Genomic DNA, 18,395 nt, shown 5'->3' with positions numbered 1-18,395 from the left:
GGGGGGCAGGGCGGCTCTCCGTCGCGGCCGATCCTGGCGCCGCGGGGGGTAAGCTAGGGTTAACGCGACTCTGCTGACGTCGCCGCTGCGCGGATATCCGCGAGGGAGCCCCTCATGAGCGCCATGGCTCAGCCCAAGACCATCCCGAGCCTTGCGGACCAGGTCGTCTCGGACTTCGTGCGCGACGGCGCGCACGTCTTCGAGCAGCAGGTGGACCCGGCCGCGGCGGCCGACCTCCTGACGCAGATCCGAGGGCTGCGGCGCTTCGACGAGACGCTGTTCCTGAGCGAGGCCGAGTTCGACGCAGACCCGCAGTACACCGGCGTCAATCCCAAGCCCGGCCGCAACGTGCTGGAGCGCTTCGAGGACCGCCTGGGCTTCGTGGAGCAGGCGCCGCACATCGTCGAGGCCCTGACCGCCCTGCTGGGCGAGGGCTATGAGATCCTCAACAAGAAAGTCGTCTGCGGGGTGCCGGCCAAGAGCGTGCCCGAGTGGCTGCGCCGGCGGATCCACGGCAATCCGGTCAACAACCTCGGCGCCTATGTGAAGCCGGCCTGCCGGGACGTGACCTATTTCTACGGCATCGACTTCCACCAGGACCTGATCGACTACAAGGACCGGGAAGCCGACTTCCTGACCCTCTACGTCTACCTGCATCCGGTGACCCGGGCCGACGCGCCGCTCTACCTGCTGGAGGGCAGCCACCGCCTCGGCGGCTCGGTGTTCCCGCACGATCTCACCCGCACGGCCGACGATGCCTGGCTCTACCGCAACGGCCCCCATGGCGAGGCGGGTGTGCGCCAGCGCATCCTGACCGGTGGGACCGGCTTCGCCGCCATGTGGCACGCCTGCACCCTCCACGGCACCCAGCCGGACGCCGCCGACCACGAGCGGATCTCATTGCGCTACCTCATCGCCCGCAGCGCGGCGAAGCGGTCGGGCATGGACGCGGTGAACGCCACGCTTTCCGGCCCCCTGAGCCTCTCGGACACCCGCAAGGATCTCGACGCCGCCGGCGCCGCGGTGATCCGACAGAACACCGTGCTGAAGGCGTGAGGGTGGAGGCCGCCCGAGACGCTCTGCTGGTCGGCGACGCCGCCGCGGCCCTGCCCGTCTTCGCCGAGGCCGCCGCCCAGGCCCCCTCGGACCCGGCGCCCCGCTACTGGCTGGCCGCGGCCATGATGCAGGCGGGCGAGCCGGCGGACGACGTGCTGAACGACGCGCGCACGCTGCATGCCATGGGGCTGCTGAAGGGCGCCGGCGTGGATGTGGGGCGCCTGCGGACCGATCCCGCCTACGCCGGCCAGGTCGCCGTGCAGCTCTACGGCCAGAATCTCGTCGCCTGCGCCTCGGTGGCCTGGGGGATGGCGCTGAGCACCGGCCAGATCGACGCGGCGGGCCTTCTGAACCTGGCCCTGTCGCTGCAGCACCAGGGCCGCATCGAGGAGGCCGTCCTCTACCTGCAGGTGGCGCTGGAGAACTTCCCGTCGGCGGCCCTGCACAACTTCCTCGTCTACGCCCAGCTTTTCCGCGGCGAGGACTTCTACGTCGCCGAGGCGCGGGCCTGGGCTGCGCGGTGGGCGAACCTGCCGCCGCCGGCGCCGAACGCCGTCCAGCCGGCCGCGGGGCGGAAGCTGCGCATCGGCTACGTCGCCCCGAGATTCGCCGGCTCACAGCTGCGCCAGTTCATCGCCCCGATCCTCGAGGGGCACGATCCCGACGCGGTCGAGGTCACCCTCTATCCCGCCGAGGCGGCCACCGAGGCGGACTGGCCGGCGTGGATCCGCGTGCGGCCGATCGGCGGCCTGGACGACGCCGCCGCGGCGGACCTGATCCGGGCCGACGGGATCGACGTGCTGAACGACTGCTGGGGCCACACCGCGGGATGTCGCCTGGGCGTGTTCGCCCGCAAGCCCGCGCCGGTGCAGGTCGCCTGGATCAACTTCTTTCACACGACGGGCCTGCCGCAGATCGACTACGTCCTGCACGGCGAGGTCCCGGGCGCGCCGGACCTCTCGGACCAGTTTGCGGAGACGCTCTGGCGGGCCGGGCCGGTGTTCTCGCCGTTCCGGGCGTCGGCGGACCGCTTGGCTCCCGTCGAGACCCCCGCCAAGGCCGCGGGCGTGGTCACCCTGGCGTCGTTCAATCATCCGGCGAAGCTCAGCGACGGATGCCTTGCGGCCTGGGCCACCGTGCTGCGCAACGCCCGTAACAGCCGCCTGCTGCTGAAGTACCGCTACTACGCGGACCCGCTGCTGCAGGAGACGACCCGGGCGCGCTTCCTGGCGCACGGCGTGGCGGTCGAACAGCTCCTGTTCGGCGGCCACAGCACGGGTGAGGAATACGTCCGCACGTTCCAGGTCGTGGACCTGATGCTGGACAGCTGGCCCTCGCCCGGCTCGACCACGACGCTGGAGGCGCTGTCGAACGGCGTGCCGGTGCTCGCGATGGCGGAGGACAGCGTCGGCGGCGTCTATGCCCGAGGGCTTCTCGAGGCGGCCGGGCTGCCGGAGCTCGTGACCGACACGCCCGAGGCGTTCGTCGCCCGCGCCCTGGAGCTGATCGGCGATATCGACGGCCTCGACCGGCTGCGGACCAGGGTCCGCCCCGGATTCGACGAAGGCCCGTTGTGCGACGAGGCCGGCTTCGTCCGGCGCCTCGAGGCGTCCTTCCGCGCCATGCTGGCCCAGGCGTCGCAGGTTCCTGCAGCGCGCGCCGTAGCCGGCTGAGCAACTCAGCCGGCGAGATCGTCCAGGGCGTCCGACAGTTCGGCCATCGCCGCGGCCCAGCCGCCCTTCGGCGTGATCCGGAACGCGCGGGCCTCGGGGAACCATGGGAACTCGTCCTGACCGAGCATGGCCCAGTGCCGCTCCGGCGCGAGGAACCAGGTCCGCACGCCGCAGGCCGCGGCGAGGTAGGTCACCCCGTCCGGCGGCCCGATCACCACGTCCAGCGCGCAGGCGAGCGCGGCCAGGTCGTCCAGGGTCTTGAGGTCGAGCCCCGGCGCCTCATGCACCCGCAGGCCGAAGGCGTCCCGGAGCCAGTCGGCCTCGCCCATGATCCCGCGGTCCTGCAGCGAGACCACCTCCACGCCCTCGCGCGTGAGCGCCAGGCTCAGCCCTCCCAACGGCGGCGGCGGCGCGCCGAAGCTGTCCGGCAGCGCGCTGCGCCAGATGAGGCCGGCCTTCAGTCCAGGGCCCAGGCCGTCCAACCAGCTCCGCCAGGCGGCGACCCGCTCCGGGTCGGCCGTCAGATAGGGTCGGCGCGTCGCGAAGGCGGCCGGCGTCGCCCGGTAGAGGGCGGGCAGCGACCGCAGCGGCGTCCAGGCGCCGATCATCCGCCCCTCTTGCATGTAGGGCGTGACCAGCTCGGCGGCGTGTTCCACGCCGCGCCCGAGCCGCCGCGTCGCCAGGCGCACCGCGGAGGCGCCGGGAAACGAACGCCCGGCCAGCTCCACCCAGACCGGCCGCACCGCGAGTACGGCGGAGTGGCCGGCGGCGATCAGGTCGCTGACCGCGTGGGCGAGCAGGATCTCGTCGGCGACGCTTTCCTCGCCGAGCAGCAGGATTGGGCCGGGAAGCGGCTCGGGCGGGGACCAGCGGGGCGCGGCGGCCTTGCCGACGAGTGGTCCCGTTTCGAAGGCCCGGGCATGAAGCGCCCAGCCCTCGGCCAGCTGTCCGCTGGCGAGCAGCCGCCTTGCCTGGGCGATGGCGCGGACGGGCGCCTCGTCCACCGCCTCGCCGCCGAGGACCAGCGCCCGGTCCCGCTCGCCGATGGACAGGAGCGCGTCGGCCAGTCCGTCTTTGGCGCGGCCGGATGCGGGGTCCAGCCGCAGGGCTTCCTCGAAGAAGACGACGCAGTCCGCCTGCCGTCCCTGCAGGGCGAGCACCTCGCCGAGGACGATCCAGAGCAGGGACTCGCCGGGCGCGGCGGTGAGGCCGGCCTTCAGCGTCTCCTGGGCCCGGTCGAAGGCGCCGAGGCCGGCCTGGGCGAGGGCGAGATCGGCGACCGCGGCGGGCTCGGCGCCGCCTGCCTCCATCAGCGGGGTGAGCAGGTACTCGGCGGTTTCGTTGTGGCCGAGGCGCAGCGCGAGCCGCGCCATGCGCGGAGCTGCAGCCTGCGGGTCGGCGGCGACCTTCAGCCATTCCTCGCAGGCGGAATAGGCGCCGGCCACATCGTCCTGCGCCTCGAGGGCGGCCGCCAGCACGGACCAGGTCCGCTCGTCCGAGGCGCCCAGCAGGGCCGCCTGCCGGGCGGCGTCGGCCGCCTCGTCGATGCGGCCGTCCGCCAGCCACAGCGCCGCCGCTTCCACCAGGGCCGCAGGACCCTCGTCCGGCGTGGTGTCCGCGAGTTCGGCGCCGCTGCGCGACATGGCTTGTGTGCCCCCTGCGGGAATCAGGGAATCCCTAGCCGATGATCGGCTGATCCCCAGGCGAAGTCACCACGGCCCCGGAGGCGGACAATGCAGGTCTCACTCCAGTTCATGCCGTTCATGGGGGAGCCGGACTACGCCCGCCGTGCGGGCCTCCCCGGCGAGACGATCTTGGACGCCGACCGGATCGAGGGGGGCGCGCCGATCATGGTCGGCGCCCTCGAACCCGGCTTCTACGATCCCGCGCCGCTGGCCTACGACTTCCCGGCCGTGACGGTGACGACCTATCGCGACGCGGTGGTGCGCGGCGCATCGAACGTGATCTCGACGGCCGACGGCGTGGTCCGGCACGGGCTGATGGAGCTCGGGTCCGAGATGATGCCGGAGGAATTCCACTCGCGCCTCATCCTGCGTCGCGAGCGGGGGGAGGCGGGCTGGACGCCCTGCGACCCGTTCGGCGTGGGCTGGCTCCCCGAGGCGGCCTCGTTCGTGGACGCGGCGGCTCCGAACTACGCCCACTGGATCACCGAGGTCCTGCCGCGCATCGCCGCCTTCGCCCGTGATCCCGCGCGGCGGAAGATCCCGTTCGTCATCGACGCCGGCCTGCACGCCAACATGCTGCGGACCGTCCGCATGGTCGCCGGCGCCGACGTCACCCTTGTGGAGCTCGCGCCCGACGAGGTCCTGCGCGTCGGCGTGCTGCACAACGTCTCGCCCGCCGGCTACGCACCCTACAAGCTGCGTCCAGGGCTGGAGGGCGACTTCTCGCACGGCGCCTTCGGCGGACGGGCGCTGGCGGGCATGGTCGAGACCCTGCGCCAGGCCGCCGGCGTGCAGGCGGGCGGCGCACGCCCGCGGCTGTTCATCCGCCGCAACACCAAGCTCCGCCGGCTGGTCAACGAGGCCGAGATCGAGGCCGCCCTGGTCGCGCGCGGCTTCCAGGTGCTGGAGCCGGAGCGGCTCACGGCGGACGAGCAGGTCGCCGCCTATTCCGGCGCCGGCATGGTCGTGGGCGCCACCGGGGCGGGGGTGGTCAACCTGGCGTTCTGCCGCCCGGACTGCCCAACGGTGGTCCTGATGCCCCGCTTCAGGCTGACCGCCTACTGGTACTGGCGGCGCATCGCGGCGGCCGCGGGCGCGGGGCCGGTGGTCCACGCCGTGGGACTGCAGGAGAAGGTTCTGGACGATCCCTTCGACCCGCTCGCGCTGCACCAGGACTACCGCGTCGAGGTGAAGGACGTGCTGGAGGCGGTCGAGCGGGCCGAGGCGCTGGCGGCCTAGGCGGCCTGCCGGGCGGCGATCAGTTTCAGGAAGGCCTCGGCGGCGCGGCCGGCGCCCAGGCCGTCGCACATCTCGGCGCTCGCCCCTGCCAGCCTGCGGCGCAGGTCGGCGTCGCGCAGCAGGCGCATCACGGCCCGGTCGAAGGCGGCGTCGAAGTCCGGCGCGTCGGCTTCGATGACGATCGCCGCCTCGCGTTCGGCCAGGGACCGGGCGGCGGGGCGCTGGTTGTCGGCCAGCACCACCATGATCGACGGCAGGCCCAGGGTGCAGCGCTCCCAGGTCGTGGACCCGGCCGCGCCCACGCCGATGTCGGCCTCGGCGGTGAGCCGGGCCATGTGCGGGGTGTCTACGTGCAGCATCAGCCGCGGGTCGCGGCGGGCGACCTTGGTCAGCCCCGGCAGGCTGGGCGCGCCGGCGCCGGTCACGATGTCGAGGCCGCAGTCGCCGATCCGCGGGCGCAGGCGCTCGACGACGCGCGCCGTGATCCCGCCCACGTCGGTCAGTCCCATGGAGACGAGCAGCCGCTGGACGGGCTCGCCCCGCCAGGCCAGCGCCGGCTCGCGCAGGGCGGCGAACTCGGGGCGAACGGGGGCGAAGGACGGGCCCAGCAGCAGGCGCGCACCGTCGGGGACGAGGCCGTCGTAGTCGGCCGCCTTCCGCTCGGGGCCGGAATCCAGGACGAGGTCCGCGCCCAGCGGCCGGTCGGCCAGGTCATCGATGACCATCACGGGCCGGCCCTGGGCCATGGCGCGGTGGTCGCGCTCGGTCAGCTGGTAGTGGTCGAAGACGATGGCGTCGAACTGCTCACGGCCCACGGCGGCGGCGAGGTCGCGGGGCTCGGCCGAGGCGGCCGGCAGGCGGGGGGCGTCCGGCGCGAAGGTCTCCAGCAGTTCATCGGCGGCGGGCGGACCGAGGAAGGCGTAGCTGGCGCCTTGCGCCTCCATCGCCTTGGCCAGGGTCAGCGAGCGCATGACATGGCCGCCGCCGACCTTCTGGCCGGCGTCGACCACGAACAGGATGCGGGGACCGGGCGGAAGACTCATGGGGGCGGAGGAAAGGCCATCGCCGCCGCAAATGCAAAGGCCCCTCAGGCGGAAATGCGGCGCGCGTCGTAACGGGCGAGCAGTTCGGCCGCCGCCCGGTCGGTCTCGGCGAGCGGCGGATAGCTCCAGGTCTCGATCCGGCCCTGGAACGGCCGGGCGATCCCGCGGGCGCGCAGGGCGGCGTGGAAGCGGGCGAACTTGCCGCTGCCGCCCGCCATGGCCAGCACATGGACCGGCTTGCCCGTGGCCGCCGCGTCCGTGGCCAGGTTGGTGGAGTCCTCGGTGACGAGGACGGCGTCGGCCGCCGCCAGGAAGGCGAAATAGGGATTGGGCGGCCGGTCGTCCCAGATGATCCCCGGCAGCCCTTTCAGCGCCTCGGCCAGGATCTTCCGCGCCTCGGCGGGCGTCCGGCGCGTGAACGAGAGGAGGAGCGAGCCGCCGCTCGCCTCGACTGCGTCGGCGATGTCGCGGGCGAGGGCCCCGGCCCGGTCGGGCGGCAGGTCATGGGCCCGCGACTTGCCGCCGACGATCACGGCGATGCGCGGATGGGGCAGGGGATCGATGGCCGCGCGGAAGGCCCCGAGCTCGTCGGCCAGCTTCTGCGGCGTCAGCCGATTGGGCGCGCCGAGGATCGGGAAGACGTTCGGGCCCTGGCGTTCGTCGTGCTCGGGCGGGACGACCATGTCGAAGGCCGCAAGGTCCCCGCGCGGGTCCTGGGTCTGGACCACGAAGGTCCGGCCCCCGCTCCAGGCGCGCATCCGGCGCGAGAGGGGCAGGGTGGCCCGGCCGGTGGCGATCCAGATGTCGGGCCAGGGCGGAAGGATGTCGCCGTCCAGGGCGGCGATCGGAATGAGCCGGGCCGGCAGCCGCCCGAGGCCCCATTTCCAGCGGACGTGCTTGCGCACCACCGTGGCGGGCCGCCGGCGGGCCACCGCCTCGGCGAGGCCCAGGGCCTGGGCCTCGATGCCCGCCCGGCCGTCCGAGACGGCCCAGATGGTCAGGGGAGGCGGGCTCGCCGTCGCCATTCAGGCGTGGGTCAGACCCACTCCACCTTGGTGATCTCGTAGGCCTTCACGCCGCCGGGGGTGTTCACCTCCACGACGTCGCCGGTCTCCTTGCCGATGATGGCGCGGGCGATGGGCGAGGTGACCGAGACGCGGCCGGCCTTCACGTCGGCCTCGTGCTCGCCGACGATCTGGTAGCGGGCCTCTTCCTCGGTGTCCTCGTCGATGAGCGAGACCGTGGCGCCGAACTTGACCTGTTCGCCCGACAGCTTGGACACGTCGATCACCTGGGCGCGGGCCATCTTGTCCTCGATCTCGGCGATCTGGCCTTCGATCCAGCCCTGGCGCTCCTTGGCGGCGTGATACTCCGCGTTCTCCGAGAGATCGCCGTGCGAGCGCGCCTCGGCGATAGCGGCGATCACAGCCGGCCGCTCCACCGTCTTCAAACGCTTCAGCTCTTCGTCGAGGGCCTTGTAGCCCTCGGCGGTCATCGGGACTTTTTCCATAGAGGTGATGACTCGAGTTCGCCCTAGGTGAGTTGTCGGTAGGCCGGCCGCGGGCGCAGGCGTCCGGGGGCGGAAAGGTTAGGATTGTGCGCTGCGAAATTCAAGCCCGGCCGCCAAGCGGCGTTATTCTGGTCCCTGGCGGGTGGCGGCGGGGCCTCTGCGCGACTAGCTAAGGCCAAGCCCGGGAGCACGCCATGGCCGCCAAGCGCGGGGTCACCCTCTACCACTCGCCCGCCAGCCGGGCCTTCACCGCCTACTGGCTGCTGGAGGAGATCGGCGTCCCCTTCGAGGTGAAGACGATCGACATCCGCAAGGGCGAGCAGAAGTCGCGCGAATACCTGCGGCTCAATCCCGCCGGCAAGGTGCCGACCCTGACCGACGGCGAGGTGGTGGTCAGCGAGAACCCCGCCATCGCCATCTACCTGGCGGACCGGTACAGCTACGGGAAGCTGGCGCCCAAGATCGAGGACCCCGACCGCGGCGCCTACCTGAAGTGGATGGTCTATTCGACCGCCGTGGTGGACCCCGTGGCCCTCCTGCACGGCCAGGATATCGAGGTCTCGGGCTTCCAGGCCGGGTTCGGCGCCTTCGACGACATGGTCGAGGTGCTGTCCTCGGTGCTGATGGAGCGCAAGTACCTGCTGGGCGAGCGGTTCAGCGCCGCCGACGTGGTCCTGGGGGCGACGGTCTCGTTCCTGCTCCACCGCAAGGTGCTGCCCGAGCACGCCGCGCTCGTGGACTACAACGCCCGCCTGACGGCGCGCGAGGCCTATCACCGGGCCGCCGACGCCACCTGGCCGCCGCAGCTCTTCCCGCAGCTCGCCTAGGAGCGGGCGAGGGGGCGATCAGGCGCTCTCGCTGACGATCGCGCCCTGCAGTTCCGACGCGTCGGGGATCTCGAAGATCCCCTCGACGAACTCGAACATGTCCGGCGTCACCTCGATGGCGAAGTTCTCGCCGCGCACGACGTTCCGCTCGGCGACGCGCGCGCGGCGGACCTCGGGGGAGGCGGTCACGTAGTGGAACTGCAGCGGCAGGCCCGCGCCCTCGGCGATCTCACGCACCCGGTCGCGGTCGGTCTTGCGCATCAGGCCCATGTCCAGGATCACCGAGGTCCCCGTCGCCAGGACGGCGGCGGCCGTGGACCAGATCTGCGCCTCGCAGCGCTGCACCCGCTGGATCATCCACTCGTATTCCAGCGGTTCCGGCATGTCGGGGGCGAAGAGGCGCGCCATCCATTCGTCGAGGATGAACGCCACCGCCCGCTCCCGGCGGGCGAAGGCGTGGGCGTAGGTGGTCTTGCCGGCGCCCGAAGGGCCGAAGATCGCGTGCAGCGTGGCGGACATGGGGCCCGATTAGCGCGCCGTGATCCCGCCGTCGATGACCAGTTCGGAGCCGGTGACGTAGCGGCTGTCGTCCGAGGCCAGCCACAGGACGCCCTCGGCGATGTCCTTCGGGAAGCCCTTCACGCCCATGGGCACGAACATGGCGGTCATGGCGTCGAGGTCCGGCGGCTCGTTCACCCCCGGCTGGCCGCCGACCACGGTGGTCCAGATCGGGGTCTCGATGACGCCCGGGTGCACCGAGTTGCAGCGGACCCCGTCCTTCAGGGCGGCGCACTCCAGGGCCACGGCCTTGGTGAACAGCCGCACCCCGCCCTTGGTGGCGCAGTAGCCGGCCAGGTTCGGCGCGCCCGACAGACCCGCCACGGAGGAGATGTTCACGATGCTGCCCCCGCCGCCGGCCCGCATCAGCGGCAGGGCGTGCTTCACGCCCAGGAACACCCCGTCGAGGTTCACCGCGGTCTGCTTGCGCCAGTCGGCCAGCGTCATGTCCGTGACCGGGCAGCCGAGGCCGATGCCGGCGTTGTTCACCAGCACGTCGAGGCGGCCGAAGCGGGACTTCACCTCTCCGATCACGGAAATCCAGGCGTCCTCGTCCGTGACGTCATGGCGCAGGTAGACGGCGGCGCCGCCCAGGCTGCGCACGACCTCCTCGCCCAGGTGGTCCTGGATGTCGGTGACGACGACGCTCGCCCCCTCCTGCGCCAGCCGCTCGGCGCAGCCGCGGCCGATGCCGCTCGCCCCGCCCGTGACCAGGGCGATCTTGCCTTCCACCCGTCCGCTCATGCCGTCCTCCCGCATTTTCGCACAGGGCTAGCACGGGTTCCCCAGCGTCGGCTAAGGGGCGGGGCATGGAAGTGGAGATCAGGGCCTGCGAGCCCGAGGACGCGGCGGCGCTGTCGCTGGTGGGACAGGCGACCTTCCTCGAGACCTACGCCCACTTCATGCCGCGCGCCGACATGCTGCACCACTGCGCGAACGAGCATGCGGCCGCCCGCTACGCCGGATGGCTGGGCAAACCGGGCTATGGGTTCTGGCTCGCCGAGGCGGCCGGCGGCGGCGCGCCTGTCGGCTACATCATGCTCTCGCCGCCGGATCTACCGATCCCCACGGGGCCGGACGACGTGGAGCTGAAGCGCATCTACCTGCTCCACCGGCTGCAGGGGACGGGCGTGGGCGCCCGGTTGATGGGAACCGCGATCGAGCAGGCCAGGTTGATGGGCGCCCGCCGGCTGCTGCTGGGGGTGCACGGCGGGAACGAGCGCGCAATCGCCTTCTACGCCCGCCACGGCTTCGAAAGGGCGGGCGTGCGGACATTCCAGGTCGGCTCCAGCGCCTACGACGACCTAGTCCTGGCGCGGGCCGTCTAGGCCCTCAGCGGATCACTGCATCCAGCGGGGCGTGGTGTCGCCCGTGGTCATGATTCCGTAGATCAGGCCGATGGCGAGCAACACGATGGCGACCACCATCACAGTGCCCAGCATGCCCTCGAAACGCTCCGCCAGGTGCTTGTTCTTGTGGGGGCGGGTCTCGCCGTGGTGCGGCTCGGTATGCATGACGCTTCCTCGCAATCTGTTGTGGAGCTTGAGACTCCACGCCAGGCTGCGGCAGGCGCCGCCGGTTCGCCCCGGGTTCAGCAACGGGCCGCCGGGGCGAGCCCTCAACGCCTGACTCAACCAGGCGATGAGACGACTCTGCCCGCGGGGTTCTTGCCGGTCAATGAATCACCGAACACGGGTTTGTGAGCTTCAGTGTAGCTCAGGCGTAGCTCTGCAGGGGCCGGACCTCGAGCGGCGCCTCGGCGGTGGCCGCGATCGCCCGGGCCGCCGCCAGGGCGCCGGCCGCGGTCGTGAAGTAGGGGATCTTGCCCATCAGCGCCGTACGCCGGATCTCGAAGGAATCCAGCAGCGACTGCTTGCCCTCGGTGGTGTTGAAGACGAGCTGCACCTCGCCGTTCTTCATGGCGTCCACGATGTGCGGCCGGCCCTCCAGGACCTTCTTGACCAGCTCCACCGCCAGACCCTGCTCGGCGAGGAAGGACGAGGTGCCGGAGGTGGCGAGGACGCGGAAGCCCTGAGCCAGCATGATCTTCACCGGCTCGACGATCCACGGCTTGTCGGAGTCCTTCACCGAGACGAAGACGCAGCCGGTCTTCGGCAGCACCGTGCCGCCGCCCAGCTGGCTCTTGGCGAAGGCGCGGGCGAAGGCGGGACCGGCGTCCTCGCCCGGGCGCACCCAGTCCAGGCCCATGACCTCGCCCGTCGAGCGCATCTCCGGGCCGAGCACCGTGTCGACGCCGGCGAAGCGGGCGAACGGGAACACCGCCTCCTTCACCGCCACGTGGTCGTAGTCCTTCACGGCGAGGTCGAAGTCGGCCAGCTTCTTGCCGGCCATCACCTTGGCGGCGATGGCCGCCAGCGGCCGGCCGATGGTCTTGGCCACGAAGGGCACGGTGCGGCTGGCGCGCGGGTTCACCTCCAGGACGTAGATCCGCGGCTCGGGGCCCTGGGCGTCCTCGATGGCGAACTGCACGTTCATCAGGCCGCGCACGCTCAGCGCCCGCGCCATGGCCTCGGTCTGGCGCTTCAGCTCGGCGATGGTCTCGGCCTTCAGCGAGTAGGGCGGCAGGGAGCAGGCGGAGTCGCCCGAATGCACCCCAGCCTCCTCGATGTGCTCCATCACGCCGGCGACGAACACCTGACCGGCGTCGTCGCAGAGGGCGTCCACGTCCACCTCGGTGGCCCGCGACAGGTACTGGTCGATCAGCACCGGGCTGTCGCCCGAGACCTGCACGGCGGTGGTGATGTAGCGCTCGAGCTGCTCGTCGTCGCGGACGATCTCCATGGCCCGGCCGCCGAGCACGTAGGACGGACGGATCACCACGGGGTAGCCCACCTTGTGGACGGCGGCGAAGGCCTCCTCGCGGCTGCGGGCGATGGCGTTCACCGGCTGGGCGATCTTCAGCTTGTGCAGCAGCTGCTGGAAGCGCTCGCGGTCCTCGGCCAGGTCGATGGCGTCGGGGCTGGTGCCCAGGATCGGGATGCCGGCGTCCTCCAGCGGCTGGGCCAGCTTCAGCGGCGTCTGGCCGCCGAACTGGACGATGACGCCCAGCAGCTCGCCGCGCGCACGCTCGACGTCGATCAGCTCCAGCACGTCCTCGGCGGTCAGCGGCTCGAAATAGAGCCGGTCCGAGGTGTCGTAGTCGGTGGAGACGGTCTCGGGGTTGCAGTTGACCATGATCGACTCCACGCCGATCTCGTCCAGCGCGAAGGCCGCATGGCAGCAGCAGTAGTCGAACTCGATGCCCTGGCCGATCCGGTTCGGCCCGCCGCCGAGGATGATCGCCTTCTTGCGGTCCGACGGCTCGCTCTCGCAGTCGGGGATCTGGCCCAGCGCGCCGGTCTCGTAGGTCGAGTACATGTACGGTGTATCGGCCCGGAACTCGCCGGCGCAGGTGTCGATGCGCTTGAACACCGGCCGCACGCCGAGCGCGCGGCGCTGCTCGCGGACCTCCTTCTCGGTCAGGTGCGTCAGCTTCGCGAGCCGGGCGTCCGAGAAGCCTAGGGCCTTCAGGCGGCGGAAGGCGGCCGCGTCGGTCGGCAGCCCTTCGGCGGCGATGCGGGCCTCCTCCTTCACGATGGTCTCGATCTGGCGCAGGAACCACGGCTCGTAGCTGCACGCCGCCTGGATTTCGTCGCAGGTGAGGCCGGCGCGGAAGGCCTGGGCGATCACCCGCAGGCGGTCGGGCGTCGGCGTGCCGAGGGCGCGCACGACGGCCGCGTGGCCCATCTCGGGGTCGTCGGCGTTCTCGATGGCGATCTCGTCGAGGCCGGTCAGGCCGGTCTCGAGGCCGCGCAGGGCCTTCTGCAGGCTCTCGGCGAAGGTGCGGCCGATGGCCATGACCTCGCCGACCGACTTCATCTGGGTGGTCAGGTAGGGCTCGGACCCCGGGAACTTCTCGAAGGCGAAGCGCGGGATCTTGGTGACGACGTAGTCGATGCTGGGCTCGAACGAGGCCGGGGTCGCCCCGGTGATGTCGTTCATCAGCTCGTCCAGGGTGTAGCCGACGGCCAGGCGGGCGGCGACCTTGGCGATCGGGAAGCCGGTGGCCTTGGAGGCGAGGGCCGAGGACCGCGACACCCGCGGGTTCATCTCGATCACCACCATCCGACCGTCGGCCGGATTGACGGCGAACTGCACGTTCGAGCCGCCGGTCTCGACGCCGATCTCGCGCAGCACGGCGATCGAGGCAGCGCGCATGCGCTGGTATTCCTTGTCGGCGAGCGTCAGCGCCGGGGCCACGGTGATGGAATCGCCCGTGTGCACGCCCATCGGGTCCACGTTCTCGATGGAACAGACGATGATGCAGTTGTCCGCCCGGTCGCGGACCACCTCCATCTCGTACTCCTTCCAGCCCAGGACGCTCTCCTCGATGAGCACCTCGGTGGTCGGCGACAGGTCGAGGCCGCGCTCGACGATCTCCTTGAACTCCTCGACGTTGTAGGCGATGCCGCCGCCGGTCCCGGCCAGGGTGAACGACGGCCGGATGATGGCCGGCAGGCCCACCTGCTCCAGGCCCGCCATGGCCTCTTCCAGCGTGTGCGCCACCTGGCTGCGGGGGCTCTCCAGGCCGATGGCGTCCATGGCGTCGCGGAATTTCTGCCGGTCCTCGGCCTTGTCGATCACGTCGGCGCGGGCGCCGATCATCTCGACGCCGTACTTGGCCAGAACGCCGGTGCGCTCCAGCGCCAGGGCCGTGTTCAGCGCCGTCTGGCCGCCCATGGTCGGCAGGAGGGCGTCGGGGCGCTCCTTGGCGATGATCTTCTCGACCATCTCGGGGGTGATCGGCTCGATGTAGGTGGCGTCGGCGATCTCCGGATCGGTCATGATCGTCGCCGGGTTCGAGTTCACCAGCACGATCCGGTAGCCCTCGGCGCGCAGCGCCTTGCAGGCCTGGACCCCCGAGTAGTCGAACTCGCAGGCCTGGCCGATGACGATCGGCCCCGCGCCGATGATCAGGATCGAGGAGATGTCGGTGCGTTTGGGCATCTTCTTTTCGCGCGCAAGGGCGGGCCGCGCGGCTTGCGCGCCCGACACCGGTTCGAACTGCAGGTTAAGGCGCCCGTTTAGAGACGCGCACGCGCCCACGCAAGCGACTCCGCGGGCGGGCGCGCAAGATGACGCGCGCAAACGCCGGGTTCCCGGAAAATTATCTTTTGAATCCCGCAACTAACTCCCGGCTGGGGGACTATCTCCATGTGACAGCGCGCTGGCCGGCGCGCCCTGCGATCGGAGACGCCATGACCCTGCTCGAAAGAATCCCCACCCTGAGCGACGACGAGGTGGTGAACCTGCTGGCGAACGCGCGCCGGCTGAGCGACCAGGGCGACGAGAAGCAGCAGGCCGCGGCCGCCGAACTGCTGCCCAAGCTCGAGGAAGAGGCCGAACAGCGCCGTCAGGCGCGGCTGGATCGGGCCAAGGCCAAGCGCGCCGCCTCGCGCAAGCCCCGCAAGGTCGCCGCGGCCGCTTAAGTATAGTCAAGCTAACATCGCCGTATAACGACGTCATGTCAGTGATGTCGAACGGCAGTATGTCCCGACTGTGACCGAAAAGCTGCAGAAACTTAACGGATTTGCTGCAATTTAGCGCCGCCCGGCGATCGCTCGTCGGGCGGACGTGTGTCCGGGACTGAAGCGCGGTGCGTGGTGTTGTCGGCGGGCGTCCTTTGGACCTTGCCGGGATAGCGCCATGATCTTCAAGCCGAGCCTTCTTGCCTCCTCCATCCTCTCCAGCGCCGCGGCGCTCGCGGCGCTCGCCGCCGCCCAGCCCGCCGCGGCCCAGGACGCGGCCGCCGACGTCGCCGTCGAGGAGCTGGTGGTCACCGGCTCGCGCATCCGCCTGCAGGACTTCACCGCCCCCGCCCCGGTGAGCACCGTCACCGGCGAGGCGATCGAACGCTCCGGCCTCACCAATGTCACCGACCTGATGCAGAGCTACCCGGCGCTGGTCGGCTCGACCGACAGCCAGGACCTGGCGAACGCCGGCAACCGCGGCTCGGTCGGCCTGAACCTGCTCAACCTGCGCAACCTGGGCGAAAAGCGCACCCTGGTCCTGGTGGACGGCCGCCGCCACGTGGCGGGCGATCCCGGCACCTCCTCGGTCGACACCAACGCCATCCCGGTGGCCCTGATCGACCGGGTCGAAGTGCTGACCGGCGGCGCCTCGGCCGTCTACGGCGCCGACGGCGTCTCGGGCGTGGTCAACTTCATCACCAAGAAGAACTTCGAGGGCCTGGACGTCCGTACGCAATACGGCTGGTCCGACCTCGGCGGCGGCGAGACCGCCTTCATCAGCGCCGTCGGCGGCAAGAACTTCCTCGACGGCCGCGCGAACGTGACCGCGGCCCTGGAGTACTCCAACACCGACGCCATCGATCCGCGCGACCGCAAGTTCTCGCGTCCGGGCTCGCGCGAGGTGCTGGTCAACAACCCCATGCGCTACAACGACGGCCTCGACGCCTCGGTGTGGGGGACCTACGACCTCAGCTTCGCGCGCGACGTGCGCTACATCGACACCGCGACCGGTGGCGCGGTCTTCTCGAACAACAACTCGGACTCGATCTCGGGGGCCAACTTCCAGGGCAACGGCCAGCCCTGGCGCGACGGCCTGTACGCCGGCGGCTTCTCGATGATCGGCGGCTCGGGCACGCCCACCGACCTCTTCCAGACCGAGCTGCTGCCGGGGCTGGAGCGCTGGACCGGCTACGTGGCCGGCACGTTCGAGCTCACCGACAACCACCGCCTGTTCGGCGAGTTCAAGTACAACAACGCCAGGACGTCCTTCACGTCCCAGCCGACGTTCGACTACGGCATCTTCGTTCCGATCGACAATCCGTTCATGCCGGAGAGCATCCGCGAGAGCGCGCTGGCGCCCGGCGGGCTGGCGACGGCCGATTCCTGGCTGCCCGATCCGGGCGTGCTGGTGGGCCGCGACAACTTCGACCTCGGCCAGGTGCGCCGCGACGTCGAGCGCGAGACCTTCCGGTCGGTGATCGGCCTGGAAGGGGACTTCACCCCCGACATCGCCTACAGCCTGTCCTACACCTACGGCCAGACCAAGGAAGACAACCGGGAGCTCAACAACCGGAACAACCTGCGCTGGTTCGCCGCCATCGACGCGGTGCGCGACCCGGCCAGCGGGAACATCGTCTGCCGCTCCAGCCTCGATCCGTCGGCCATCCCGTACGGCGATCTCTACGGCAACGGCATCGACGCGGCCGCCTGGGCGGGAGCCTATGCGCCGAACGCCTCGGGCTGCGTGCCGGTGAACATCTTCGGCGAGAGCGTCTCGGACGAGGCGCGCGCCTGGATCAACGGCGTCGCCCGCTCCTCGGCCAAGATCGAGCAGCACGTGCTGAACGGTTACGTCTCGGGCAACACCGAGGCCTTCTTCCGCCTGCCGGCCGGCCCGGTCGGCTTCGTGCTGGGCGCCGAGTACCGCAAGGAGAAGAGCCGCTTCACGCCTTCGGACGAGGAGCTGCTGGGCGCGCAGTACGGCTATGACGTCACCTGGCTCGGCCAGGGCGCGATCAGCACCGGCGCGTTCGACGTCTACGAGCTGTTCGGCGAACTGGCGGTCCCGGTCCTGCGCGACCTGCCGTTCGTCCAGTCGCTGGACGTGAACGCCGCCTACCGGTTCTCGGACTATTCGACGATCAGCACGACCAACACCTGGAACCTCGGCGGACAGTGGCGGGTCAACGACGACCTGATGATCCGCGGCAGCCGCGCCCGGGCGGTCCGCGCGCCGAACATCAACGAGCTGTTCCTGCCGCAGACCCAGACGTTCCGCACGATCACCGACCCGTGCGATTACCGGAACGTCGAGGCGGGCAGCCAGTACCGCCTGGCCAACTGCATCGCCGACCTGGGCTTCGACCCGATCGCGACCCAGTTCATCAACACCACCTCCTCGTCGGTGGAAGGCGTGGTCGGCGGCAACCCGGACCTCGGCCCGGAGAAGGGCGACACCTGGACCCTCGGCGCGGTCTTCACGCCGCGCTTCGCGCCCGGCCTGTCGCTCTCGCTGGACTGGTACCGCATCCGGCTGACCGACGCGGTGAACCTGTTCACCGCCAACACCATCATCGAGAGCTGTTACGACCTCGAACAGCCGAACGACTTCTGCAACCTGTTCACCCGCGACGCGTCCACCCGCTTCGTGGACTCGTTCCAGGAGTACTCGGTGAACGTCTCGAAGTACGAGACCGAGGGCTTCGACTTCGTGGCCCAGTACCGCTTCCGTCCGACGGACTTCGGCCTGTCGCGGGATATCGGCGAATTCCAGCTCGCGCTGGCCGCCAACCGCACCACCAAGCTCGAGTTCACCGAGGTGGAGGGCGCCGATCCGTCGAGCGAGCTGGGCTACGTGGGCGCGCCCAAGTGGCAGGCCAACTTCGACCTGACCTGGATGTGGAACGACCTGATGGTCAACTACGGGTTCAACTGGTTCGACGAGACCAAGCGCTACACCGACGAGCGCCGCGCCTCGAGCCCGAACTACGTGCCCGAGGAGTACTGGTACTACTCGGAGCGGGCGACCCACGACATCCAGGTGCAGTACAACCTGCAGGACCGATACGCCCTCTACGGCGGGGTGAACAACTTCACCAACCAGCTGCCCGACCGCGGCACGACCGGCGTGAACTCGACCGGCGCCGCCGCCTTCACCTCGGGCGCCACGCCCGTGGGGCCGCTGGGCCGGTTCTTCTACGTGGGCCTGAAGGCCAGCTTCTAGGCCCGGCTTCCAGGCTTGGCCGCTCCGGCGGCTTGAGCAGACGACCGCGA

15 protein-coding genes are annotated in these 18,395 nt (G+C 70.8%); 7 read left to right on the top strand and 8 right to left on the bottom strand.

Annotated elements, in window-relative coordinates:
- Positions 1–114: 114 nt before the first annotated feature.
- Both PHZ_RS14380 and PHZ_RS14375 read left to right on the top strand, forming a co-directional pair.
- Complete coding sequence (locus tag PHZ_RS14380; protein WP_236611840.1) at positions 115–1,056, top strand: phytanoyl-CoA dioxygenase family protein; 942 nt, start codon at positions 115–117, stop codon at positions 1,054–1,056.
- Positions 1,057–1,058: 2 nt separating this feature from the next.
- On the top strand, positions 1,059–2,729 hold the full coding sequence (locus PHZ_RS14375) for an O-linked N-acetylglucosamine transferase, SPINDLY family protein (protein ID WP_041373565.1): 1,671 nt from the start codon (positions 1,059–1,061) through the stop codon (positions 2,727–2,729).
- Between the two features lie 5 nt (positions 2,730–2,734).
- On the opposite strand, the gene PHZ_RS14370 is transcribed toward PHZ_RS14375, so the two are convergent.
- The gene (locus PHZ_RS14370) at positions 2,735–4,372 is read right to left on the bottom strand and encodes a tetratricopeptide repeat protein (protein ID WP_012523144.1); all 1,638 of its coding nucleotides are present in this window, start codon (positions 4,370–4,372) and stop codon (positions 2,735–2,737) included.
- Between the two features lie 90 nt (positions 4,373–4,462).
- Between PHZ_RS14370 and PHZ_RS14365 the strand changes: the two genes are divergently transcribed.
- Positions 4,463–5,653: a glycosyltransferase family 61 protein gene (locus PHZ_RS14365; RefSeq protein WP_041373564.1), complete on the top strand. Its 1,191-nt coding sequence runs from the start codon at positions 4,463–4,465 to the stop codon at positions 5,651–5,653.
- On the opposite strand, the gene pseG is transcribed toward PHZ_RS14365, so the two are convergent.
- The 3 genes from pseG to greA are packed head-to-tail and all read right to left on the bottom strand — an operon-like array spanning position 5,650 to position 8,206.
- On the bottom strand, positions 5,650–6,696 hold the full coding sequence (gene pseG, locus PHZ_RS14360; protein ID WP_012523142.1) for a UDP-2,4-diacetamido-2,4,6-trideoxy-beta-L-altropyranose hydrolase: 1,047 nt from the start codon (positions 6,694–6,696) through the stop codon (positions 5,650–5,652). The two genes, PHZ_RS14365 and pseG, sit on opposite strands and share 4 nt — an antisense overlap.
- A gap of 44 nt (positions 6,697–6,740) precedes the next feature.
- Positions 6,741–7,721, bottom strand: coding sequence for a mitochondrial fission ELM1 family protein (locus PHZ_RS14355; RefSeq protein ID WP_012523141.1), 981 nt, complete (start codon positions 7,719–7,721; stop codon positions 6,741–6,743).
- Between the two features lie 11 nt (positions 7,722–7,732).
- A complete protein-coding gene (gene greA / locus PHZ_RS14350) occupies positions 7,733–8,206 on the bottom strand; it encodes a transcription elongation factor GreA (protein ID WP_012523140.1) in 474 nt (157 codons plus the stop codon).
- A 194-nt stretch (positions 8,207–8,400) separates the two neighbouring features.
- On the opposite strand from greA, the gene PHZ_RS14345 reads away from it, so the two are divergent.
- Positions 8,401–9,033 carry a glutathione S-transferase family protein gene (locus tag PHZ_RS14345; RefSeq protein ID WP_012523139.1) on the top strand — a complete coding sequence of 211 codons (633 nt, stop codon included), beginning with the start codon at positions 8,401–8,403 and terminating at the stop codon, positions 9,031–9,033.
- Positions 9,034–9,051: 18 nt separating this feature from the next.
- On the opposite strand, the gene PHZ_RS14340 is transcribed toward PHZ_RS14345, so the two are convergent.
- Positions 9,052–9,552 carry an AAA family ATPase gene (locus PHZ_RS14340; protein ID WP_012523138.1) on the bottom strand — a complete coding sequence of 167 codons (501 nt, stop codon included), beginning with the start codon at positions 9,550–9,552 and terminating at the stop codon, positions 9,052–9,054.
- Positions 9,553–9,561: 9 nt separating this feature from the next.
- On the bottom strand, positions 9,562–10,335 hold the full coding sequence (locus tag PHZ_RS14335) for a glucose 1-dehydrogenase (protein WP_012523137.1): 774 nt from the start codon (positions 10,333–10,335) through the stop codon (positions 9,562–9,564).
- Positions 10,336–10,400: 65 nt separating this feature from the next.
- Between PHZ_RS14335 and PHZ_RS14330 the strand changes: the two genes are divergently transcribed.
- Positions 10,401–10,919, top strand: a complete 519-nt coding sequence (locus PHZ_RS14330; RefSeq protein ID WP_012523136.1) for a GNAT family N-acetyltransferase — start codon at positions 10,401–10,403, stop codon at positions 10,917–10,919.
- A 12-nt stretch (positions 10,920–10,931) separates the two neighbouring features.
- Here the strand turns inward: PHZ_RS14330 and PHZ_RS23165 are convergent, their stop codons facing one another.
- Together PHZ_RS23165 and carB are read right to left on the bottom strand one after the other, a co-directional pair.
- The gene (locus PHZ_RS23165) at positions 10,932–11,105 is read right to left on the bottom strand and encodes a hypothetical protein (protein WP_183281839.1); all 174 of its coding nucleotides are present in this window, start codon (positions 11,103–11,105) and stop codon (positions 10,932–10,934) included.
- Between the two features lie 202 nt (positions 11,106–11,307).
- Positions 11,308–14,598, bottom strand: coding sequence for a carbamoyl-phosphate synthase large subunit (gene carB / locus PHZ_RS14325; protein WP_012523135.1), 3,291 nt, complete (start codon positions 14,596–14,598; stop codon positions 11,308–11,310).
- Between the two features lie 251 nt (positions 14,599–14,849).
- Here carB and PHZ_RS14320 point away from each other — a divergent pair, with 251 nt between their 5' ends.
- Positions 14,850–15,080, top strand: a complete 231-nt coding sequence (locus PHZ_RS14320; protein ID WP_041373563.1) for a hypothetical protein — start codon at positions 14,850–14,852, stop codon at positions 15,078–15,080.
- A gap of 217 nt (positions 15,081–15,297) precedes the next feature.
- Complete coding sequence (locus tag PHZ_RS14315; protein WP_012523134.1) at positions 15,298–18,345, top strand: TonB-dependent receptor domain-containing protein; 3,048 nt, start codon at positions 15,298–15,300, stop codon at positions 18,343–18,345.
- Positions 18,346–18,395 lie beyond the last annotated feature (50 nt).

This window comes from Phenylobacterium zucineum HLK1 (genome assembly GCF_000017265.1).
Lineage (GTDB): Bacteria > Pseudomonadota > Alphaproteobacteria > Caulobacterales > Caulobacteraceae > Phenylobacterium > Phenylobacterium zucineum.
This window is presented reverse-complemented; position numbering and strand designations above follow the sequence as displayed.

What these genes read in the sequence shown, in the direction of transcription:
- PHZ_RS14380 (WP_236611840.1), top strand. Translation starts at nt 115, where the DNA reads ATGAGCGCCATGGCTCAGCCCAAGACCATCCCGAGCCTTGCGGACCAG.
- PHZ_RS14370 (WP_012523144.1), bottom strand. Translation starts at nt 4,372, where the DNA reads ATGTCGCGCAGCGGCGCCGAACTCGCGGACACCACGCCGGACGAGGGT.
- PHZ_RS14365 (WP_041373564.1), top strand. Translation starts at nt 4,463, where the DNA reads ATGCAGGTCTCACTCCAGTTCATGCCGTTCATGGGGGAGCCGGACTAC.
- pseG (WP_012523142.1), bottom strand. Translation starts at nt 6,696, where the DNA reads ATGAGTCTTCCGCCCGGTCCCCGCATCCTGTTCGTGGTCGACGCCGGC.
- PHZ_RS14355 (WP_012523141.1), bottom strand. Translation starts at nt 7,721, where the DNA reads ATGGCGACGGCGAGCCCGCCTCCCCTGACCATCTGGGCCGTCTCGGAC.
- greA (WP_012523140.1), bottom strand. Translation starts at nt 8,206, where the DNA reads ATGGAAAAAGTCCCGATGACCGCCGAGGGCTACAAGGCCCTCGACGAA.
- PHZ_RS14345 (WP_012523139.1), top strand. Translation starts at nt 8,401, where the DNA reads ATGGCCGCCAAGCGCGGGGTCACCCTCTACCACTCGCCCGCCAGCCGG.
- PHZ_RS14340 (WP_012523138.1), bottom strand. Translation starts at nt 9,552, where the DNA reads ATGTCCGCCACGCTGCACGCGATCTTCGGCCCTTCGGGCGCCGGCAAG.
- PHZ_RS14335 (WP_012523137.1), bottom strand. Translation starts at nt 10,335, where the DNA reads ATGAGCGGACGGGTGGAAGGCAAGATCGCCCTGGTCACGGGCGGGGCG.
- PHZ_RS14330 (WP_012523136.1), top strand. Translation starts at nt 10,401, where the DNA reads ATGGAAGTGGAGATCAGGGCCTGCGAGCCCGAGGACGCGGCGGCGCTG.
- PHZ_RS23165 (WP_183281839.1), bottom strand. Translation starts at nt 11,105, where the DNA reads ATGCATACCGAGCCGCACCACGGCGAGACCCGCCCCCACAAGAACAAG.
- carB (WP_012523135.1), bottom strand. Translation starts at nt 14,598, where the DNA reads ATGCCCAAACGCACCGACATCTCCTCGATCCTGATCATCGGCGCGGGG.
- PHZ_RS14320 (WP_041373563.1), top strand. Translation starts at nt 14,850, where the DNA reads ATGACCCTGCTCGAAAGAATCCCCACCCTGAGCGACGACGAGGTGGTG.
- PHZ_RS14315 (WP_012523134.1), top strand. Translation starts at nt 15,298, where the DNA reads ATGATCTTCAAGCCGAGCCTTCTTGCCTCCTCCATCCTCTCCAGCGCC.